This window comes from Rhizobium phaseoli (genome assembly GCF_010668805.1).
GTDB lineage: Bacteria > Pseudomonadota > Alphaproteobacteria > Rhizobiales > Rhizobiaceae > Rhizobium > Rhizobium phaseoli_A.
Window position 1 is genome coordinate 1 of record NZ_WUFT01000013.1, and the last position, 16,520, is coordinate 16,520.

The 16,520-nt window shown below is 58.1% G+C and carries 16 protein-coding genes and 1 pseudogene; 2 read left to right on the forward strand and 15 right to left on the reverse strand.

Features of this window, described 5'->3' with window-relative positions; translation table 11 throughout:
* The first annotated feature begins 114 nt into the window (after nucleotides 1–114).
* A complete protein-coding gene (locus tag GR197_RS20230; RefSeq protein WP_348643292.1) occupies nucleotides 115–828 on the forward strand; it encodes a substrate-binding domain-containing protein in 714 nt (237 codons plus the stop codon).
* Nucleotides 829–1,316: 488 nt separating this feature from the next.
* On the opposite strand, the pseudogene GR197_RS32415 reads toward GR197_RS20230, so the two are convergent.
* From GR197_RS32415 to GR197_RS20300, 15 genes and pseudogenes are all read right to left on the reverse strand, one after another.
* Nucleotides 1,317–1,536 (reverse strand): annotated as a pseudogene (locus tag GR197_RS32415) (IS66 family transposase); the annotation flags it as partial.
* 25 nt (nucleotides 1,537–1,561) lie between these two features.
* Complete coding sequence (locus GR197_RS20235; protein WP_164012745.1) at nucleotides 1,562–2,839, reverse strand: bifunctional 3,4-dihydroxy-2-butanone-4-phosphate synthase/GTP cyclohydrolase II; 1,278 nt, start codon at nucleotides 2,837–2,839, stop codon at nucleotides 1,562–1,564.
* A gap of 19 nt (nucleotides 2,840–2,858) precedes the next feature.
* Nucleotides 2,859–3,377, reverse strand: a complete 519-nt coding sequence (locus GR197_RS20240) for an NAD(P)H-dependent oxidoreductase (protein ID WP_164012746.1) — start codon at nucleotides 3,375–3,377, stop codon at nucleotides 2,859–2,861.
* Between the two features lie 106 nt (nucleotides 3,378–3,483).
* Nucleotides 3,484–4,968 (reverse strand): NAD-dependent succinate-semialdehyde dehydrogenase, encoded by a 1,485-nt coding sequence (locus GR197_RS20245; protein ID WP_164012748.1) that lies wholly within the window; start codon nucleotides 4,966–4,968, stop codon nucleotides 3,484–3,486.
* Between the two features lie 40 nt (nucleotides 4,969–5,008).
* Nucleotides 5,009–6,028, reverse strand: coding sequence for an ABC transporter permease (locus tag GR197_RS20250; protein WP_164012750.1), 1,020 nt, complete (start codon nucleotides 6,026–6,028; stop codon nucleotides 5,009–5,011).
* A 14-nt stretch (nucleotides 6,029–6,042) separates the two neighbouring features.
* Complete coding sequence (locus GR197_RS20255) at nucleotides 6,043–7,014, reverse strand: ABC transporter permease (protein WP_204330313.1); 972 nt, start codon at nucleotides 7,012–7,014, stop codon at nucleotides 6,043–6,045.
* On the reverse strand, nucleotides 7,014–8,573 hold the full coding sequence (locus GR197_RS20260; protein WP_164012752.1) for a sugar ABC transporter ATP-binding protein: 1,560 nt from the start codon (nucleotides 8,571–8,573) through the stop codon (nucleotides 7,014–7,016). The genes GR197_RS20255 and GR197_RS20260 overlap by 1 nt, the downstream gene beginning before the upstream one ends.
* Nucleotides 8,574–8,749: 176 nt before the next feature.
* Nucleotides 8,750–9,652, reverse strand: coding sequence for an NAD(P)-dependent oxidoreductase (locus GR197_RS20265; RefSeq protein WP_164012754.1), 903 nt, complete (start codon nucleotides 9,650–9,652; stop codon nucleotides 8,750–8,752).
* 17 nt (nucleotides 9,653–9,669) lie between these two features.
* On the reverse strand, nucleotides 9,670–10,359 hold the full coding sequence (locus tag GR197_RS20270) for a GntR family transcriptional regulator (protein WP_164012756.1): 690 nt from the start codon (nucleotides 10,357–10,359) through the stop codon (nucleotides 9,670–9,672).
* 77 nt (nucleotides 10,360–10,436) lie between these two features.
* The gene (locus GR197_RS20275) at nucleotides 10,437–10,850 is read right to left on the reverse strand and encodes a GFA family protein (protein WP_246724640.1); all 414 of its coding nucleotides are present in this window, start codon (nucleotides 10,848–10,850) and stop codon (nucleotides 10,437–10,439) included.
* The gene (locus GR197_RS20280) at nucleotides 10,847–12,058 is read right to left on the reverse strand and encodes an LL-diaminopimelate aminotransferase (RefSeq protein ID WP_164012758.1); all 1,212 of its coding nucleotides are present in this window, start codon (nucleotides 12,056–12,058) and stop codon (nucleotides 10,847–10,849) included. Before GR197_RS20280 ends, GR197_RS20275 begins: the two co-directional genes overlap by 4 nt.
* A 77-nt stretch (nucleotides 12,059–12,135) precedes the next feature.
* On the reverse strand, nucleotides 12,136–13,305 hold the full coding sequence (locus GR197_RS20285) for an ABC transporter substrate-binding protein (RefSeq protein WP_164012760.1): 1,170 nt from the start codon (nucleotides 13,303–13,305) through the stop codon (nucleotides 12,136–12,138).
* Between the two features lie 124 nt (nucleotides 13,306–13,429).
* Complete coding sequence (locus GR197_RS20290; protein ID WP_164012762.1) at nucleotides 13,430–14,554, reverse strand: LLM class flavin-dependent oxidoreductase; 1,125 nt, start codon at nucleotides 14,552–14,554, stop codon at nucleotides 13,430–13,432.
* Nucleotides 14,555–14,621: 67 nt separating this feature from the next.
* The gene (locus tag GR197_RS20295) at nucleotides 14,622–15,041 is read right to left on the reverse strand and encodes a carboxymuconolactone decarboxylase family protein (RefSeq protein WP_097594880.1); all 420 of its coding nucleotides are present in this window, start codon (nucleotides 15,039–15,041) and stop codon (nucleotides 14,622–14,624) included.
* A 68-nt stretch (nucleotides 15,042–15,109) separates the two neighbouring features.
* On the reverse strand, nucleotides 15,110–15,619 hold the full coding sequence (locus GR197_RS20300; protein ID WP_164012764.1) for a flavin reductase family protein: 510 nt from the start codon (nucleotides 15,617–15,619) through the stop codon (nucleotides 15,110–15,112).
* Between the two features lie 133 nt (nucleotides 15,620–15,752).
* Here GR197_RS20300 and GR197_RS20305 point away from each other — a divergent pair, with 133 nt between their 5' ends.
* Nucleotides 15,753–16,520: an SDR family oxidoreductase gene (locus GR197_RS20305; protein WP_164012766.1), complete on the forward strand. Its 768-nt coding sequence runs from the start codon at nucleotides 15,753–15,755 to the stop codon at nucleotides 16,518–16,520.

The following is a 16,520-nucleotide window of genomic DNA, read 5'->3' on the forward strand; positions in this document are numbered from 1 at the left end:
GGCCCATGAGCCCAAAACAACGAAGGAGAAACGCAGGACCTTGACCACTACGACCAGCACAAACGATACCTAAAGGCGGGTCACTTCTCGGTGGAAACGCCGGGTCAGCTCTCAGTGGAAATCAACAGCGAAGCGTCTTCCGCGCCGATCGAGAAGGCCATTGACGCAGGCATTCCGGTCATCGGTTCGGCGCTCGAATCAAGTTCCGATAAGATTACCTCCCAGATCATCGTAGACGATCCGCTGGGCGGCAAAATGATCGGAGACTTTCTTGCCGAGCGGCTCAAAGGCAAGGGCAATATCGTAGTGCTGGAAGGGCCGATTGGCCAGTCGGCACAGATATCACGTAGGAAGGGGATCGACGCATCCCTGGCTGCGCATCCGGGTTTGAAGCTTATTGCTTCGAAGTCCGGAAATTGGAGCCGCGCCGAGGGTCAGGCCGTCATGGAGAACTGGCTGTCCGCATATTCGGGTCAGATCAACGGCGTGCTTTCCGAGAACGACGAAATGGCACTCGGCGCGATCGAGGCGATCAAGAGCGCTGGTCTTAATCCGGCGGATGTCCCAGTCATCGGTATCGACGGTATTCCCGATGGAAAGCGGGCGATCGCCGACGGAGAGATGTACATGTCCCTCTACAAGTACGCGAAAGCCGAGGGGCAGGGTGCATTGGATATTGCTCTGCGACAGCTCGTCGGCGAGAGCTACGAGCCCCAATCGGAGATCTGGAAAACCCTTAACATCGACTGGGCTGGTGGAACGAGCAAGCATTACACGGTGCCCTGGCTTACGCTCAACAAGGAAAACATCGCCAAGTACCTGAATTGATGAGAAATCGGGGCGGCAACGTAGCCGCCCCGATTCCATCCTGGGAAGGGTCGTCGCAGCTGCCTCAACCGAGCCGGCGTCAGACGCCCGAGAAAAACGGGTAGTACCAGGGGTCGCTGAAACGGCAGCGCCGCGCCCGATATAGGTAAGCGGCGTCCTGTTCGCACCTGACTAAATCCTGTAGTTGGATGTCGATGATCATGCTGGCGCACGCTCCAGCGCGACGGCGGACCGCCCGTTAGCCGAAGGCGATTGCGATTGCCGTCGCAATTTTATCAGTTGCGGGATCAGAGGACACAGCATTCTCGCAAGATGCAGGCCCGGTATTTTCTCCAACAGGTCCAAACGCTTCCGCCTATGGAGAAGCCCTTGGCTATCCGATTGGACCGCACTCAAATTGCAATCGAATATGGTGGGCAATTACAGCCATGCTGACAAGCTTGATCCGACGCACCTTGTGACCGCCGATAAAGCCTTCGTTGCTGGCCAACGGCCGCTTTGGCCGTCTCAAGGTCTTCCAATCCAAGATCAAACTGCTCGCGATCGGGCTTCTCGGGTTTGCGACCGGAGGCGGCTTGCTTGAAAGCGGCGACCAGCTTTCTTCAGCCTTTCGATCTGCTCATCCTTTGCGAACTTCAAGCGCTTGCGCCGCGATCAGCATTGCATCAGGGCAGCTATATCGTCGGGAAGATCGGCGACGGCTCGCACGGGAAGCGTAAATGCGGATCCCGTTTTATCCGAGGGGGCCAGCCGATATTTTGGAACTCCATACCGAGACGACATTATCTGTCTCCTGGCCCGGCGCTTGGTCTTTCTCAAAGAAGTGGCCTAACCGGTCACGTTTTGCGCGAAGATAGGCTATGTTCGTCGCGTTGGTAGCCGCGATAAGACTTTGGCGGGATGTCACCGCCACGCCAGCGGCACGCAACGCTTCCAGTTTACCGGGATTGTTTGTCAAAAGCTTCACGCTTTGGATGCGCAGATCCGCAAGGATATCAGCGGCTGCGCCGAACTGCCGAGCATCCGACGGGAAGCCCAACGCATGATTTGCGTCCAAGGTATCCAATCCATCATCCTGCAGTCCATACGCGGCGATTTTGTTACCTAAACCGATGCCACGACCTTCCTGACCACGAAGGTAGACAATGCATCCTACTCCCGCCTGCCGGATGGCTCGCATCGACATCTTGAGTTGCTCGCCGCAGTCACACCTCAGAGACCGGAAGACCTCCCCGGTGAGGCATTCAGAATGGACACGAGTCGGAACGTCATGCCCACCGGAAACATCTCCGTAAGTCAGCGCAATGTGTTCGAAGCCAGAGACCTCGTCCCGGTACGTGATGGCGGAAAACTCGGCAAACCGAGTGGGCATCTTGGAGCTGGAGTAGCGCTTGACCGCGGGCTCGGCCGCCCGGCAGTGTTCGATGAGAGCTTCGATCGTCACGATATGCAGGCCGTGAAAAGCGGCGAATTCCATCAACTCCGGAAGGCGCGACATGCTCCCGTCATCGTTGGCGATCTCGCAGATAACGCCAGCCGGCGACAAGCCAGCAAGTCGCGACAAATCGATCGCGGCCTCCGTGTGACCCGGTCTGCCCAGCACTCCGCGCGGGTTCGCGCGAAGGGGAAAGATGTGGCCAGGTCGTGAAAGTTCGGAAGGCTTGGTTTTGCTGTCAACGAGGGCGCGAATCGTAGCCGCACGGTCCTCGGCGGAAATCCCTGTAGTGGTTCCGATACTGTAATCCACCGATACGGTGAAGGCCGTCTGCAAGGAATCGGAATTTCGGATGACCATTAGCGGTACATCAAGCTCGTCCAGCCTTTCGCCAGGCAGCGGTACGCAAATCAGGCCGCGCGCATGCCTCATCATGAAGGCAACGTGCTCGGGCGTGATTTTGTCCGCGGCAACGAGAATATCGCCCTCGTTCTCCCGATTTTCATCGTCCACGACAACGATCATCTCGCCGTTCGCGATCGCTTCGATGGCTTGGCTTATGGTTGAAAAGGGCATGTTCTTCTCCCTGACGAGCCTATGCAACCAAGTCCGTCCGGACTTGTTGGACTACCTGGTGAACGGCCGCTTTCAATCTGGAGCCCGGCAATCCGGCTTCGAAGTCCTGATCAAGAGCGTAGATGAAACGAGCTGGCATCCGGGCTTCGAAGAACCCGAAGAGCGAACGCATGTGAGCCTCGACGTGTTCGCCGTGGGCGGGAGCTTTTCCGGTGGCAAATGCAATCACCGGCTTGGCAACAAGAGCCTTGGCATCCACTAAGTCGAACAGGTGTTTGAGCATTCCCGTGTACGAGGCCTTATAGACGGGAGAACCGACCACAAGGAAATCCGCTTGTTCGATTGCCGCGAGCAAGGCCTCGACTTCACCGGGGGCCTCACTACGCCATACCGTGCCGCCCAATCCCGGCAGAGCGTCGATTAGGTCGAAGCAATGCCCGTTTAAGCCGCCCTCCGACAATTGATCCACCAAGTACTCGCAAAGCGAGTGGGTCTTGGAAGGCCGCGTGAGGTTTCCGGTAACACCTACGATTTTCACCGAACTCGTACTCCTCAGTCTATACCACACATATTAGCAGACAATCCGACAATCTTCAACATTAAGTGGGGCGCGCTTTGGCCCGGCGGGCCACCTTCCGCGTTTTTCAGGCCAGTCCACCCATGCACACGTATTTGATCGACAGGAAATCATCCATTCCATATTTGGATCCTTCACGACCGAAGCCCGATTGCTTGACGCCTCCGAACGGCGCAACTTCGGTGGAAATTAGTCCGGTGTTGACACCCACCATCCCGTATTCCAGAGCTTCGGTGATCTTCCAGACGTTCCTCAGATCGTTGGCATAGAAGTACGCGGCGAGACCGAATTCCGTGTCGTTGGCCAACTCGATGACTTCGTCGGCGGTCTTGAACCTGAAAACAGGCGCAAGGGGAGCGAAGGTTTCTTCACGCGCGACTATCATGCCTGCGTTTACATCGGCGAGAACCGTGGGCTGAACAAAGGTGCCTCCGTTGGCGTGGCCGCGTCCACCCGTCACCAATCGAGCACCCTTTATGAGGGCATCCTCGATATGAGCATTCAGTTTTGCCACGGCTGCCTGGTTGATCAAGGGACCGATGGCGGTGCCTTCTTCGAAGCCGTCGGCGATTTTGAGGCCTTCAACACGAGCGGCAAGCTTCGCAATGAACGCGTCGTAGACCCCATCCTGCACATAAAGGCGATTGGCGCATACACACGTCTGGCCCGCATTCCGGAATTTGGAAATCATCGCACCCTCGACGGCGGCGTCGAGGTCGGCGTCATCGAATACTATGAACGGCGCGTTGCCGCCGAGCTCAAGGCTAAGCTTCATGATTTTCTGAGCGCCTTGCGCCATCAGCACCCGTCCGACCTCCGTCGATCCCGTGAAGGTCAATTTCTTGACGGCGGGGTTCGCACAGACTTCCTCGCCAAAAACGCGCGACTGGTTTGTTGGGAGCACGCTGAAAAGACCTGCTGGAACTCCCGCGCGTTCTGCGAGCACCGCCAGGGCTATAGTGGAAAGCGGCGTTTCCGCGGCGGGCTTGAACACAATCGCGCAGCCCGCTGCGAGGGCTGGCGCGACCTTGCGAGTCACCATCGCATTCGGAAAATTCCACGGAGAAATGCCTGCCACGACGCCAACCGGCTGTTTCAAGACGAGGATACGCTTGTCTTCCTGGTGCGCCGGTATCGTGTCGCCATACACCCGCTTCGCCTCTTCGGCGAACCATTCGATATAGCTTGCCCCATACGCGATCTCACCGCGGGCTTCCGCGAGCGGTTTGCCCATCTCCGAGGTCAGGATAACCGCAAGGTCTTCCGCGTTCGCGATGACCAGTTCGTGAAGCTTTTTGAGAATGCCCGCCCGATCTTTGCCCGTGCGCTTTGCCCAGCGCTTCTGTGCGACGCTTGCCACTTTGATGGCATGCCTGATGTCGCCGAGGTCCGTGCTGGGGATTTTCGCAAGCAGGTCTCCGTTGGAAGGGTTGTAGACGTCTACTGTCGCACCCTTGCCGTCATAGTCGTGCCACTCGCCACCGACATAACTTGCCTCGCGCACGAGAGTTGCGTCGGTGAGCTTCGACCTCAGGGTTGACGAAATCGACATCAAGCATTCCTTTCAATGTATTGAAGCAGCGAACTTCCGTTCAGATCTGATTTCTGATGTGTGGTGACCGCGCATAGATCGCTACCATTGGGATGATGAGGAGGCCGACGATCGCTTGCTGAGCGGCAAAGCTAAGGCCAAGGCCAACTAGAAGAGAGGTGAGGACCGTCAAAACGAGGACGCCGAGCACGGACGCGCCATATCCTCCTGCCCCGCCGAGCAATGACGTGCCTCCGATGACGACAGCCGCCACCGTGGTGAAAAGGTAGGGATCGCCGACGCCGACATATCCGCCACCGGAAAAACCGAGGAGAAGCACCCCGGTGAGAGCCGACATGCCCCCGCTTAACGCGTGGATCACCGTCCAGACCCGGAACTCCGAGATACCGAGGCGTGCCGCGGCGACCCGGCTTCCGCCAATTGCGTAAATGGAGCGGCCGAACCAGGTATTGTGGAGTGCCCAGATCGTGCAGCCCGCGATCACAAGCCAGAGTATAACCACCGGCGGCATCGCGAACCCGAACGTCTTTCCATTGAATGCTGCGAAATTTCTCAGCCAGTTCGGAACCGGCGCGAATACAGTGCCGCTGAATGCAGAGCCGAGGGACGTGTAGAGCTGAACCGCTCCCACCACCGCGAAGCCGACTCCCAGAGACATGATCAGCGCTTGCCCTTGGAGCTTGAAACTTAGAAGCCCGTTGCCAAAACCCACGGCCGCGCCCAAGGCCACCACGACGACCACGGCAAACCACGCGGGCAGGCCCGAAACTAGGAGCGTTGGATAAAGGATGTTCGCCCCGCCGATCAAATACGGTATCGAAAGGTCGAGAGCTCCCACCAATGCACACAGCGTCTGGCCCAGCGAGGCAAGGCCGAGGAACGCGGCCAGCAACAGGATCGAGCGCATGTTACGGGGAGAGACGAAGCCCGGCACCAGCACCGCGCCAAGCACAATTAACACTGCCAGCAGCGCAAAGCCTATGGCGATGCCGCGCTGCACACGCAAGCCGCGGGCACCGGAGGTGGAGGGTGTGTCGATATGTGTGAGTGTCGAGGTCATGATTGGATTTCCTATCAAGCGACGCGGCGGTTGGTCATAACGACGTTGATGAGGAGCGATGTCATCAGAACCAAGCCGAAGGCCATCTGTGTTACAAAACCCGTCACGCTCCCGAAGCTGAAAACGGAGAGCAGGTAGGAGATTAGAAACATGTTGAGCGCGCCCAGCGTTGATCCCAGAGCGCCGCCGCGGCCACCAGCGAGATTGGCACCGCCCAAAACCAGAGCGGTCACCGCCTGGAGAGTATAATTGCTTCCCTGCGTGGGATCGCCGGAAGAAATCAATGCGGTGTAGCTCAGCGCGGCCAGTCCGACGAAAACCCCGCCCAGAATGTGGGCGGCGATCCGCACAAGATTAACCCTCACACCACTCGTATAAGCCATACGTTCGTCAGCGCCGGTCATCCGGAGATGGGTGAAAAAGGCAGTTCTGCGAATGATCGCCCAGATGACGAAAGCCGCGATCAATAAACCGAGCACGGGCGAGAAAATGCTTGTCCCTGCCCCCCAGCTCATCATCCAATCCGGTGCGACGCCCCCCGGGCTTGACATAACCATGAGATTCACGCCCGAAAGAACGAGAAAGCCCGAGAGGGTGACGATGATCGGGGCCACGCGGACGTAAATAATGATCAAAGCCTGGATGAGCTGATAGGCAGCACCCACCCCAACCACCCACGATATCACGGCGACAGGGTTGGTAATGCCGTTTCCGACGAGCCAGGCGATCAACGTGACATTTATAAAGCTCAGGAGCGGTCCCACCGCGAGGTCCACAGACGCCCGCCCGGCTATAACGATCGGCGTTATCGCCAGCGTGGTAAGAACGAGCGGTGTCACCACCAATATTGCACCGCCTATTCCATCAACCGTGAACAGCCGCGGGGACAGGATAGCGGCCAGCAAAATCTGGACCGCAAACAGAAGGCATGGAACGACGAGCGAGCGGTCCTGGAACAAGGCGGCCATCTTCGGTTGCGCAGACATCAGTGCACCTTCCTTTCAGATGTAAACTCGACGACGTCGGCTTCCGACCGCCCGAACATTGCTGCGAGAATTGTGTCTTCGTTGATCTGGTCCCCCTCGAGCGAACGGTAAATTCTGCCATGGTGGAAGACATCCACCCGGTCCGCGAAACCAAGAAATTCCTCGATTTCGCTGGAGAGGTAGATCACGGCTCCGCCCTGTTCCGCGAAGATCTCAAGCTCACGATACAGATCGCGTTTCGTGCCCAGATCGACGCCGCGCGCCGGGTCGTTGAGGATTATGACCTTAGGATTATTGGCGAAAGCCCGGCCGATGAGTATCTTCTGCTGATTTCCGCCCGATAGGGATGTGATCCTGTTGTCTGCGCGGCCGATTTTGACCCGAAGGCGATCGACTTCCCTGGAGAACATCTGTTTGAGCTTGCCTCGTCTGATAATTCCGAGCGGCCCCAAGTTCTTCTTGTATATGCCGATAGCGAGATTCTCGAAGATGCTCTGCTGGGGGAAAATGCCTTCACGCTTCCGGTCGCCGGAAACATAAACCACGCCAAGGCGCGCGGCGTCCTCGAGTCCGCCCATCGAAACAAGTTCGTTTCGCCGGAAATCCAGCGCTTTCGCATTCCCGCCGAAAGGGGCGACTATCCTCGCTAGCGCACGAACAAACGCGTCTTGGCCTTGGCCGTCCAGTCCTGCAACGCCCACGATAGAGCCTTCTTTGATTGCGAAATCAAAGGGGGCAGAGCCGCGTTGCGCAATGGTCTTGGTGGCCTCCAGAACGACCCGGCGGTTTTCGGCGGATTTTCGTTTGCCATCTTTCGCGGCACCGCTGAGTTTCCGATCGGCAGGCGTCATCATGGCCAGCAGATTGTTCTCGTTGATGTCCGTCTTTTCCAGCAGACCGACCGTGACGCCGTCGCGTAAAATTGTAGCGCGGTCCGCGATCCGAACCAGTTCGGCAATCCTGTGAGTGACGATGATAACCGTAGCCCCGGCCTTGCGCAGCCTATCGATCTCATCGTGCAGTCTAACGGTCGCATCGAGATCGAGCGCTGCCGAGGATTCGTCGAGAATGAGTACTTTCGGGGATTTCAAGATTGCACGCGCGATGACAACCCATTGCTTAACGCTGAGCGGAAAGTCGCCGACGTTCCTCGACAGGTCCACATGCTGGCCAACGAGCCGATCCAGCAAAGCTTGCGCTTCGACTCTACGGGTGCCGGAAGATTTGCGCCATTCAAAGAAACCATCGCGGCCGACGTAGAGATTGTCGAGAACGCTTGCTTCCTCGGCAACAAGAACCTCCTGAAATATCGTGGCTAGCCCGACGCTTTTGGCGTCGATCGGCGTTTTGACTATCGTGCCGAGGATCGTCGCTTCCCCCGTGTCGGGACGCAGAACTCCCGACATGATCTTGGCCATCGTGCTCTTGCCGCTTCCGTTCTCGCCGACGATGGCGTGAACTTCACCCGCGCAGGCTTCGAAATCGCACTTCTTCAGGGCCTTCGTCTCTCCGAATGCCTTGGCAATACCTGCCAGGCGTACTGTGACTTCCCTCGCCATGTCTCTCCTCCCATCGAGCGGCAAAACCCGCCCGCCGGCGCACCAAGGGCGCCGAACGCAGAAATCGCGAATCTTCTCAGTTTTGGTGTCCGGCGACCTCGCTTACGCGAAATCGCCCTCCTCACCTGGCAGCAAGAATGACAGATTGTCTGATAATCTGTCAATAGGGGCGGATGCTATTCCGCGCCGCCCTGACGGTGGCCGGCCAGATATTTTACGATTTCGGTGTGGTCGACTCCGCTTCCGAGGTCTTTCGCCGCCCGTTCCCAGACGCCCGCGATATGCATGAGATTCTCGAAGTTCAATCCCAGCTCAGACGCGAGGCCGTTTGCAATGCCGATGTCCTTTGCCATGAGCCCGAGTGCGAACCCGCTGTTGAAGGTCCCCGACAGGATGAACTGCTTCATTTTGATTTCCGACGTGTTGCTTTTGCCGGACGAGGCATTGAGGATGTCGACGACGACCGTCGGCTCCAGACCGAACTCCTTACCCAGCAGCACGCCTTCGATTGTCGCAACGACCCCTGCTCCGGAAACATAGTTGTTGATGGCTTTCATAGCGTGGCCGGAACCGACTGCACCGGTCCGGAAGATGTTGGCTCCAAGCATACTGAGCAGAGGTTCTGCCTCGTCAACGTCTCGGGCCTCTCCGCCAACCATGATAGACAGGGTTCCCGAAATCGCCCGCCGAGTGCCGCCGGACACGGGAGCGTCGACCAGCCGGATCCCTTTCGACCGAAGCTGCTCCGACAGCCTGATGGTGTCCCCGGGAGCAGAAGAGCTCATCTCGATTACAAGCGCTCCTTGCTTCAGGCTGCGCCAGTTCTCTCCCGCGAGAAGTGCCTCGCGCACGATTTTGCCGTTCGGTAGCATCGTTATGATGACGTCGGCGTTCCAGACCGCTGCCGCAATGTCTGCGCAGGAGGTCCCTCCAGCTTCGGAAAAACGTCTCTTTGCCTCGTCCGACAAATCAAATCCCGCAACTTCGCGGTCTGGCCCGATGAGTTGGCCCGCCATGGGCAACCCCATCGCGCCGAGTCCGATAAACGCAATCTTCAAACGAGGAGTTTCGTCATTCATAGCTTGATCCTGAAATGCTAGGTCCGTGGTGATCCAACGTTCTGCATGAGATACTGGAGCGCGACTTTCGCAGCCTTCTCGATGTGGAGCTTGCAGGCGGCCTGCGCTCGCAGGGCATCCCGAGCTTCGATAGCGGCGGCGATCTCCTTTATTTCCGACAGACTGTGAAACAGCCTCCCGGGCTGGTTCATCGACGTCATCCGCAAGAGGTTTATGCGGTTGTGAAGGCTCGTCAGCATCTGCCGAGCGAAGATATTTCCGCTGCCGGACATCAGGCAGTCGTAAAAAGCGTTTTTCGCCCTTGCGAGGATCGCGCTGTTGCCTGCGTTCACGGCGCTCTCGAATTCCTCCACCGCTTTCGCGAGCGCGCGTATTTCGACCTCGCTACCACGCTCAGCAAACTGTTGTCCGGCGAAGCCCTCCAGAATGGCCCTGACCTTGTAAAGCTGGTCGGCTTCCTCGTAGGTTATCAACGTCACCACTGGCCCACGATGCGGATAGCTCGTGACAAGCCCTTCGGCTTCGAGCTGGCGCAGGGCCTCTCTGATCGAAGTGCGCCCTACCCCAATCAACGCACAGAGTTCGCGCTCGATGAGACGGTCGCCCGGCCGAAACCGACCTTCGGCGATCGCCTGCCGAAGCTTTTCCTCGACCTGTATTCTCAACGAAGCGCTTTGCCTCTCTACCTGGAGAGTACCGTCGTTCATCGCTTCTCACCCCGCACTTAGGACGAACACCGAAAGCGCGCCGCGCTGGACGCGGCGCGGATACCGTCGCAACCTTCTCAGGAAAACTCTTCGAAGCTCGGCTTCGAGGCATCGTGATGGAGCCACGGGCGGGCGTGCGACATCCATACGTTCGACTCGGCCACCGAACCCGGATCCGTGTCGAAGGTGCCAGCCCGGAGGACCTTTAGCTCCGGGTTGGACGGGCGTTCGGCGTAAACGTGGGAGCCACACGTCGAGCAGAACCAGCGTAGCTTTCCTGGCGTGGATTCGAAGCTTTTCAGCACGTCTACGCCGGCGAGCAGTGTGAAGTGCTCGCTCTTCACCTTTGCAGCGGTATTGTGGTCGGCCGCGTGTGACTTTCGGCAGGTCTGGCAGAAGCAGTTCCACATCGGACCATCGATCTCGGAGACCTCGTACCGAACTGCCCTACACTGGCATGATCCCAAAATTGGCATCGTCTGTCCTTTCATCCAAAGTTTCGTTCTTGAAGATTGATTTCGTCCTGCTGGCCCAGCCAACGCTTGATATTCTTGGCCGCCTGACGGATGCGGTGCTCGTTCTCGACGAGCGCCAGACGCACATGGTCATCACCCATCTCGCCAAACCCAATGCCGGGGGAAACGGCCACGTCGGCTCTTTCGACCAGCAGCTTGGCAAACTCCAGCGAACCCAAATGACGGAATTTCTCCGGTATCTTTGCCCAAGCGAACATCGTCGCGGCAGGCGGCGGGACTTCGAAGCCAGCCTTGCCAAAACTCTCGACCATGACGTCGCGGCGGCGCTTGTAAACGCTCCGGATTTCCGCGATGTCGGAGCCATCGCCGTTCAGGGCGTGTAGGGCCGCCACCTGGATCGGCGTGAAGGCACCGTAGTCCAGATAGGATTTGACCCGGGTGAGCGCCGCTATAAGCCGCTCGTTGCCGACAGCAAAACCGATGCGCCATCCCGGCATCGAGAACGACTTCGACATCGAAGTGAATTCGACGCAGACGTCCATAGCACCGGGCACCTCCAGCACGGAGGGCGGCGGGGCGTTGTCGTCAAAGTAGATTTCCGAATAGGCAAGGTCGGACAGCACGATGAGCTCGTGCTTTTTCGCGAACGCGATGACATCCTTGTAGAAGTCCACGGTTGCCACGTACGCCGTCGGGTTCGACGGATAGTTCAGAATGAGTGCCAGCGGTTTCGGTATCGAGTGGCGTACAGCCCGTTCGAGCGGCGCGAAGAAATTAACGTCCGGTTCGACCGGTATCGGCCGTATAACGCCGCCCGCGATCAGAAAGCCGAAAGCATGTATCGGATAGGTGGGATTAGGACACAGGATGACATCGCCCGGTGCGGTGATGGCGTGCGCCATATTGGCAAACCCTTCCTTGGAACCCAAGGTGGCTACGATCTGACTGTCGGGATTGAGCTTCACGCCAAAACGCCGTGCGTAGTAGGCGGCCTGGGCGCGGCGAAGGGCGGGAATGCCTCTGGACGAGGAGTAACGGTGCGTCCGCGTGTCCTGCACCACTTCACAGAGTTTGTCGACGATGGCCTTCGGAGTCGGGAGGTCGGGATTTCCCATGCCGAGGTCGATTATGTCGGCTCCACCCGCTCGCGCGCCCGCCTTCAAGCGGTTGACCTGTTCGAAAACATAGGGCGGCAGGCGCTGAATTCTGTGAAACTCCGACAAAATGTTTCCTTCCTTGAATTGCCATTCGCGCCGACCGGGAAGAGTCGGCGCGAAGTTGGGAGGTCAAATCGGCGGTCTTATTTTTTCGGACGCCAAGCGAGCGGGTCTTCAGCCCGTTCGAAGTAGCTTGCCGCGACGGAGGTGGGCCACCACGCGTCACCCTTCGGCTCGAGCCAATCGGTGGAATTCGGATCGCAGTCTTCGTTGAGAACCGCCTTCACATCGTCGATCGTGTAGGGGAGCGCGGGGCGAAGAATGGACTGGATCTTCGGACCCTGACCTTCGAGCGTACGCATCATGACGTCCCAAACCAGTCGTGCGTCGGATTTCGGCGGCCAGAAATGGAAGCTCTTGCTGATGAAATCCGGATTCTTGCGCCAGTGGCAAGCGGCCGATGCTTCGCCACCGAGTACGATCGGCATCATATCGCGTCCCGACTGCTCGACGGCATTGAGAACGCCGTTTTCAGAAGCCGATTGAACCAGAATGCCGTTGACGTCGGCAGGATTGGTGGCGAGGAACTTCTGGACTTCGACCTGGGCCACCTGATCGGTCCACTTGCCCGCCACGTCACCGACGACCTTGATGTCCGGAAATTCGGAGAAAGCCTTCTTAGCACCGACGTTGAAGCTATCCGACGAGGCGAAGCCGGGAATGCCGGACACCATCAGGACATTGCCCTTGCCGCCGATTTCCTGGGCCAGCCACTTCGCTGACGTGTATCCGCCGTGCGTGTTGTTCTCCGTGGCATTGATGGCATAGGGGGAAGTGACGTAGCCCGACACCGAGAAAACAGGAACGCCCTTGGAGTGTGCGTACTCGATCGTCTGGTTGAGCGCGGTGATGTTCGAGGCGCAGATGATAATTGCGTCGACACCGTCGTCGATCATCTGCCGCATCTGCTGGATCTGCACAGAGTCCTTCAGATCGGACTGCGTCACCACGAGTTCCGAGACCAGGCCAGCTTCCTTGTATTTCGGCAGCAACACGTCGGTCATTTCGCTGAGGATCGACGCGCGCCAGGTATTTCCGGCATATGTCGATGCATAACCGATTTTCCACGGCGGCGGTCGCTTTGCGATGAAATCCTTGAACACAGTCGGTCCCAGCGGGATAGTGGGATCGACGAGCTCGTAGAGTTTCTTCTGATCGGCGGGAAGCGAATCCAGCCCATCCGCCATTACGGCACTCGTTGTCGAATATAAGCCTGCCAACAGGGTGACTGTGGTAACCACCTTCTTCAGCATTACAGGGTCTCCTCCCCTCCAATTATCCGCTCAAGCCAGTACCTGATCGATATCGGGCCGCGGATATAGCAGCCGATTCACATCGGCGTTTAGAAACGGGCGGCAGCCGTGCCGCCCGGGTAGCTTAGCTGCGCAGGCCAGCCTGCTTGAGCAGCGGCATGACGCGTTCATTGAAGAATGGAAGTTCCTTGTTGTAGTCCACCATCGTCAGCAGAGCGCCATCGACACCCGTGCCGCTGAGCGTGACTAGCTTGTCGGCGACCTGTTCTGGCGTACCGACGATCGGGAAGCCGCCCCAACCTGCAATGAAACGTTCCTTGAACTTCTGATACATTTCCGGGGAGTGGTTCTGCGACTGAACCTGGAGAACCTCGCAGATGTTTTCGCAAGCTTCCCAATCGCCCTTTTGGTTTACGTAGTAGTCGTAGTAGTCCTTGGCTTCCTTTTCCGTCTCCCGGACGACCACGGGGCACGACGTGAAGGTGCCCAGTTCGCGGCCATATTCCGTCCGCGCCAAATCCTTGACCTTCTTCACCCAAGCGGTGCCCGCTTCCATGTCCTGCATGAAGCCGAAGTTGAAATCGCAGAACTTTGCGGTGAAGTGCATCCCCTTGCCGGAAGCGCCTGCGCAGATCATAACGGGTCGATTGGTCTGCTTATTGTATGGCTTTGGCTCGCTAAACGCGTCTTTTACGCGGAGGAATTCGCCTTCGAACGTGACGCCGTTCTCTTTCCAGAGGCGCTCGACGATTTCCATCCACTCGGTGGCGTATTCGTAGCGGGTATCGTGTTCCATCATCGGAACGCCGAACATTTCCATCTCGGGCGTGAACCAGCCGGTCACGAGGTTCAGGCCGTAACGACCCTTCGAGATGTGGTCGATCGTCGTGGCCATCTTGGTGGCGACAATCGGGTTGAGTGTGGGGATATGGGTCGTCGAGAAGAACTGAAGCTTCGAGGTCACGGCCGACAGTGCAGCCGCCCAGGTGAAGGTATCCATGTTGACGCCGTTGAAGTTCGACGGTCCGCCAAAACCGCGCCAACGCGCGATCGGCACCATGCACTCCCAGCCAGCCTCTTCGAGCTGACGGGCGATTTTGACGTTGTGCTCGAACGTCGGTTCGAACGTGCTCTCTGCCAGGGTGATGGCACAGGCGTTCGAGCAATTGGTCCCGAAAACGCCGAGCTTGAGCTTGTTGTCGTTGAACATCGGGTTTCCGGCTTCGCGGAAATCATCCTTGGTAGTCACGTTGGATCTCCTCCATCTGGAATTCTAACGGCGAGCCGTGGTCGCGGCCCACGCCATGTCGAGGGGCTCAGATGCCCATGTCTTCGAATACTTCCTGCGCGATGCGGAAACTGTCGATTGCAGCGGGAACGCCGCAGTAGATTGCGACCTGCATGAAAATTTCGCGGAGTTCTTCCTTTGTCAGGCCGTTGTTGATAGCGCCGCGAACGTGAAGCCTGAGCTCGTGCGGACGGTTGAGAGCCGAAATCATGCCGAGGTTCAGAATGCTGCGCGAACGGCGATCGAGGCCCGGACGGTTCCAGATTTCATCCCAGCAGTACTCGGTGACGAGTTCCTGCATGGGCCAGTTGTATTCGGTGGCTTTGTTGACCGCCGCGTCAACGTAAGGTCCGCCCAGAACTTCCCGCCGTGTCTTCAGACCACGTTCGAAACGCGCGCTAACTTCGCGTCCGTTTACTTCACTCTTTGCGTTTGCAGCACCGCTCACTTTTATCTCCTTCGTAGCTCTCAGGCTCAGGTTAGTGGAAACCAGGCTCGAAAAACGAACCGGATTGACTAGGCGGCCGCCTCGATAATCGCAGACGACCGGACAAGTTTGCCGTCCTCGTAAAGGAGCGGCGCAATGTTTTCGATGAAACGCGCCTCTAGCACATGGCCGAGGACAACGTCGTGAGTGGCGACGTTCACTGCGTCCTGCAACTCGCACACGAACGCGGCTTGCGCATCGGCCAGTACGGGCATTCCGTCGAGGGAAATCCACTCTCCGTGGTGAAAGCGTTCCTCGCCTTTCAGCTTACCGCTGAACAGCGGTACCAACGGCGCGTGAGAGAGGTGGAGCATGTTGACCGCAAACCGCCCGGCGTCCTTGAGCGGCTTGCTGATGGACGCCGACTGATTGATGCAAACGAGGATCGTCGGCGGATCTGCCGTTACGGACTGCACCGCGGTCGCTGCCATGCCGTGGCGTACGCCATTGTGCTCGGTGGTTATCAAGCAGATGGTAGACGTGAACCGGCGCATAGCGGACCGGAACGCCGCTTGCGCAGCGGTGTTGGCATCGCCCATTTTTTCCTCCCTGGCGTTTCCGTCTGATGGAGGCAATATTCAGATTAGCAGACAATCTGTCAACTCAATTTTGCGATATTGACAGATTGTCTGCTAAATGTTTGGTGTGGCTATCTACGAGAGGAGTTCGAAAATGGATCTGGAGAACAAGGTCTGCATCGTGACTGGCGCGGGCAGCGGCATCGGACGGGCAACGGCGGAGTTGTTCGCCCGACATAGCGCCAGCGTCGTTGTGGTAGACGTGGACGCCGATGCGGCGGAGGCTGTGGCCGAGGCGATCGGCGCATCCGCGATCGGGCTACGCGCCGATGTCTCTTCCGCATCGGAGGTGGAGTCGATGGTTTCGGCAACGGTCGAGCGGTTTGGAAAGATCGACGTCCTGGTAAACAACGCGGGATTCGGCATGACCGGCAACGTCGTAACGATACAGGAGGAGGACTGGGATCGGATAATGGCGGTAAACGTCAAAGGGATATTCCTGTGCTCGAAATACGTAATCCCCGTGATGGCCAAGAATGGGGGCGGCTCGATCGTCAATACGACGTCTTACACCGCGGTTTCGGCGATCGCCGACCGGACCGCCTATGTTGCCTCGAAGGGCGCTATCTCTTCGCTGACACGGGCCATGGCCCTTGACCACGCGAAGGATGGCGTCAGAGTTAACGCCGTTGCGCCCGGCACCATCGACTCCCCCTACTTCACGAAGATTTTCGCTCAGTCCGACGATCCCGAAAAACTGCGTAGCGACTTCAACGCGCGCGCAGCCTTGAATCGTATGGGGCTGCCCGAGGAGATCGCGGAAGCGATGCTGTTCCTTGCTTCGGATCGCTCCCGCTTCGCGACGGGAAGCGTGCTGACAGTCGACGGCGGCTCGTCGATCGGCAATCACCTCGTGAAGTAA